The organism is Nostoc sp. CHAB 5836, assembly GCF_020829445.1.
Classification (GTDB): Bacteria; Cyanobacteriota; Cyanobacteriia; order Cyanobacteriales; family Nostocaceae; genus Nostoc.
In genome coordinates this window covers 1-4,258 of sequence record NZ_JAIVFV010000302.1, presented here as the reverse complement: position 1 = coordinate 4,258, position 4,258 = coordinate 1, and the positions used below count along the sequence as shown (strand labels likewise).

The following is a 4,258-nucleotide window of genomic DNA, read 5'->3' as shown; positions in this document are numbered from 1 at the left end:
AAGACTTGTAAACTTTTTCTTTACTTTCGCTGATTTGAGCAGATACACCAAACAAGCCAGCACTAAGTGTCCCAGCACCGAGCAGCATTCCGGTTGTTACTCGGTCAGTATTTAAGAAAAAAGGAGCAGACAAACACATTACTGCACTAGCTCCTAAACTACACAATATTGTTCGCTCAACTTGAATCACCCCACTGGCAGTTAATCGTTCTAGTTCAAATGGCATAAAATTATCTCACCCCCAAAGCAACACCAGCACAAACCAAAGTCAGGAACACAAACACGAATATCACCCCAGGCATTAACCCAATGGTGAAAGTTTTACGGTTGAAACCGAATCCCTTGACGACTAAACCAGCGAAGTTGAATAACCCTACAGACATACCGCAAATGCAAATCATACTAATGATCCACACTACGAATTGACTAACAGGACTGGCAACTGATAGAAACCCCATTAGCATTGACAGCCCCAATCCACAAACTGCATATCCAAAGAAAGATAGTTTGATTGTCATGACTGCTCCTAAAATCTGAAGCTTTCCCCTACTTCATCAAAGGCTTTCTCGTATCCCCCCAATTGGCGCTGCTGCTCAATAGAACCGAAAGCATGACGGATCACTGCTTCTCCATGTAACGCCCTAGTACGCTGCAAATCTTCCTCAACCTTCATGGCTTCACTCGAATATGCTAATTGGTTTTTATACATCTCTGCCAAAGATTGCAACTGTTTGAGCTTGTGGCGAGAAAACTTTGTATGTAACCACTTCTGTGCCTTCAAAGTGCCAGCCACTTCTGCTTCATCCAATACCTGCTGTGCTGTAGTGTAAGCAGGTAATGTGTAGCGTTGGCGGATTGATGAAGGGAGATTTCCCTCAATAGTCGTTGCATCTCCCACTCTTAAATCCGTTGAAACTACGCCATCATTTTTGCTGCCGAATAGACCAGGAAGCCACTTACCTAACATTGCTATAAGTCTCCTGAATTTGTTGAACTGATTGACCGATGTAACGATAAATACCGTAGATGCTGATGAAGGAAAACATCAAAATAGTGAAGGCTGCAATCACGCCTTGAGCCATCATTCCCCGTTGCATTAATTCTTCAATCTGTCTATTCTCCTTTGATCGCAGTCTCGATTCATCAATAAGTTGCTGGAGGATGAGGAATTCTTCTGAAGAGAGGTTTTCTAGTGTTAGCCCTGACAGATTCAATTCGCCGTCCTTCTTCAGGTGAATATTCAATTGTTTGTGACGAGTTTGGTCTTGTTGCTCCATAGAATGCCACGCCTAATACAAGAGTTAATAGCAGCAGATTTAATACTGCTGCTAACAAGATCAATTTATTCGGCTGCATTTGCGAACTGAGCGCCGAAAATACCCGCAACGAGTTGTTCACCGATGTCACGAAAGGATTCCACGTCAGCTTCTTCCTCCATCGCTTTAGAGACAAACTTACTCACCACATCCTTGGGAGCATTACGAATTGTGGATAACAACTGGTCTGCTTTGTCGGTTGTGTAAGCGTCAATCCCTACGCTTAGAACATCTTCTAAGGATTGAATTTCAAGGTTTGAAACCTGGGATGCATGAGCAATAGCTCCTTGCAATGGAGGAGTGGATTTACGACGGGGTGAGTTTTTACCTAACTTGCCATTGCCATTTTTGGACTTGCTATTTGTAGCCAGTTTTCCGGACGCAAGCCTAAGCTCAAGAATCTGAGTAGCGATCGCTTGGGCTTGTTGATCGGTCAATTGGTCGATGTCAGGATTAATCGAGGTTTCAACCGTTGGCTTTGGGTATTGCAGCGAAGGTACAGGCAAAACTGAGGCACTTAGAACAAATTGTGAGAGACAATCTCAAGCCTTGTATTACACGGAAGAAAGAGCCTATACATCCATGTAATACAAGGCAAAACGATTCGCTTCAACCGTGTAATACATCATCGCCAAACTTTTCGGTCTACTGAATATAGATTGGCGTAAACACCCTACGCTCTATTGGTACGCCATGTTAGGGAGAACCATAAAAATAAATATCCAGGCGATCGCCTTTTCACGAAGTTGGTAAGAAATCAGGGGGAAAGTGCAGAAATTTTTGTAAGGTAGTTCAATAAAGAGGAGATTGACGCAGGAGAATAGAGTTTAATGAGTAGGACAAATTCCCCAATTTTAACTGACAGTGAAACCTTAGAGGAAGTTGTTAACTGTTTAACAGAACATATTCCGATAAAAACCCAAGGGGAGTGTGAACAACAGACGATTTTTGAAATTTTAATTCGCGCTGCCACACAGCGAGATAGTATAGAGAACACTAGTAAAGTTTTAACAAATGTGCCTACGAGCAAGAATATTTATTATCATTTAGGAAAATATTCAGATTTGAACTCCCTGGAATCAGATTTGAATACAGCGCTTCAAAGTCGGATACCAGATGGGATTCAAAAAGGAAAAAATAAAATTGCTATCGACTTTAACTTAATTCCGTATTATGGCGAACCATCACCATTAGAGGAACCATATATTTATAGAAGTCAAGCTAAAAGTGGTACGTGTTCATTCTATGCTTAGGCAACTTTATATTTAATGAAGAAAAATCAGCGAGTAACTCTAGCTATTAAAGCTGTCCGAAAAGAAGATACAATAGTAGCCATTATCACTTATCTTTTAGCACTACTTGAGCCTTTAAAATTAAAAATTGAGCGATTGCTTTTAGACAGAGAGTTCTTCTGCGTACCAGTAATTCGGTGGTTGCAAGCTTTAGATATCCCCTTTGAAATGCCAGCTATTATCCGAGGTAAACATGGAGGAACTAGACAATTAATTAGAGGTCGGCGTAGTTAGAAAACAACTTACACGTTGAATAGCGACAAATATGGTTCAGTTACATTTCAAGTCTGGATAGTTTGTACATATAAGAAAGGGAAAAGACGAGCGCATGGACGAGAATTTTTTGTTTATGCTGTCTATAAAGTTAAGTTGTCATTACATTCAATACATGATGACTACCGTCTTCGCTTTGGAATTGAAAGCAGCTATCGGATGAAAAATCAATGCCGTATTAAAACAACTATTAAAAATCCAACTATTAGGTTTCTATTTATAGCTTTGGCTTTTTTAATTATTAATATTTGGATTTATCTATTATGGCATTATCTTAGTACTTTAAGAAGTAGTAAAACAGCTTTCTCTGATCTATTTACTCTCAAACAAATGCTGGAATTTTTACGTCAAACTATAGACCGCGACTATGGGGTAGTTAATGAAGTGTGTTTGACGTAGGACTGACTGGGAGCAACGCGAAAAAGTGAGATCATCGTAAAAAGAGCTCTTGAGGCAGGGGGAGCAGGGGGAGTGAAGAGACAATTTTCGTATTTTTTACTACCGCCATAGCCCGGAATACACGTATTTCTTTGCTTCCCCTGCCTCCCCTGCCTCCCCTGCCCCCCCTGCTCACAAAATCGCGTTGCTCCCGGACTGACTTGGGTTGATTCTGGGAGGTGATTCATAAGTTTCCTTTATGATTTATCAAAACAGCTTAACTTTTTTAGACTCCGAGCAAACTGTATCATACACTACTTTTTTTTGACGATCGCAAAACTTTTCGGTCTACTGAACTTCACAATTTCCACCGCGATTACTCAGCCGAGGGAATATTGAAAAGATGCAATTTGATACTTGGTTGCTAGCAGCTATCGACGCTTATAAGTTTTCTCGTTCCTCAGCAAAGATTTTGGCATGGACTAATAATAGAATTAATACTCTCAATCAGCAAATTCGGATTAAAACTTACAGGATAGAAGTGAAAAATGACCTGGGGAAAGAAGCACGCTTGTCTATGATTCATCCTGACGATTGGGACTTAATTAACTTTGCGGTTGCTGAGGCTAAAAAAGGAATTTTTCAACTACCAGTTAAACAGAGAAGTCATGCTTGGCGGGAATATTATGAATTTTTAGAAACTTATAATTTAGTCGTTAAGGGGAGCTTAATGCACCGACTACAGTACGGCTATGCAATTACTGTACATCAATCTCAAGGCGGGACATTTTGTGACTTGAAGAAGATTTTGGACAGCTTTTGGAAGGAGAAGTTGGACAAGTTGTAAGCTGAAATACCTAAAACTTCGTTAACTCATATCTTGCACCGGGAAATTTGAATGTCAATTCCACAACTAAGTATGAAATTTCGCATTCGTTCAAAGTAGAGTAAAATTAACGACAGTAATAGTTGTGGAAAGCAAGTTTGAAAAGCAAGTTG

7 protein-coding genes and 1 pseudogene are annotated in these 4,258 nt (G+C 40.2%); 3 read left to right on the top strand and 5 right to left on the bottom strand.

The window, feature by feature from the left end:
• From LC605_RS31375 to LC605_RS31355, 5 genes and pseudogenes are all read right to left on the bottom strand, one after another.
• Nucleotides 1-226, bottom strand: a pseudogene (locus LC605_RS31375) (hypothetical protein); the annotation flags it as partial.
• Nucleotides 227-230: 4 nt separating this feature from the next.
• On the bottom strand, nucleotides 231-518 hold the full coding sequence (locus tag LC605_RS31370; protein WP_229551308.1) for a hypothetical protein: 288 nt from the start codon (nucleotides 516-518) through the stop codon (nucleotides 231-233).
• Nucleotides 519-526: 8 nt separating this feature from the next.
• On the bottom strand, nucleotides 527-967 hold the full coding sequence (locus tag LC605_RS31365; protein ID WP_229551307.1) for a hypothetical protein: 441 nt from the start codon (nucleotides 965-967) through the stop codon (nucleotides 527-529).
• Nucleotides 957-1,277 carry a hypothetical protein gene (locus LC605_RS31360; RefSeq protein ID WP_229551306.1) on the bottom strand — a complete coding sequence of 107 codons (321 nt, stop codon included), beginning with the start codon at nucleotides 1,275-1,277 and terminating at the stop codon, nucleotides 957-959. Before LC605_RS31360 ends, LC605_RS31365 begins: the two co-directional genes overlap by 11 nt.
• A 65-nt stretch (nucleotides 1,278-1,342) precedes the next feature.
• Nucleotides 1,343-1,822, bottom strand: coding sequence for a hypothetical protein (locus tag LC605_RS31355; protein ID WP_229551305.1), 480 nt, complete (start codon nucleotides 1,820-1,822; stop codon nucleotides 1,343-1,345).
• Nucleotides 1,823-2,146: 324 nt separating this feature from the next.
• Between LC605_RS31355 and LC605_RS31350 the strand changes: the two genes are divergently transcribed.
• From LC605_RS31350 to LC605_RS31340, 3 genes are all read left to right on the top strand, one after another.
• Nucleotides 2,147-2,569: a hypothetical protein gene (locus tag LC605_RS31350; RefSeq protein ID WP_229551304.1), complete on the top strand. Its 423-nt coding sequence runs from the start codon at nucleotides 2,147-2,149 to the stop codon at nucleotides 2,567-2,569.
• Between the two features lie 15 nt (nucleotides 2,570-2,584).
• Nucleotides 2,585-2,842 (top strand): hypothetical protein, encoded by a 258-nt coding sequence (locus LC605_RS31345; RefSeq protein WP_229551303.1) that lies wholly within the window; start codon nucleotides 2,585-2,587, stop codon nucleotides 2,840-2,842.
• 820 nt (nucleotides 2,843-3,662) lie between these two features.
• A complete protein-coding gene (locus LC605_RS31340; RefSeq protein ID WP_229551302.1) occupies nucleotides 3,663-4,106 on the top strand; it encodes a hypothetical protein in 444 nt (147 codons plus the stop codon).
• Nucleotides 4,107-4,258 lie beyond the last annotated feature (152 nt).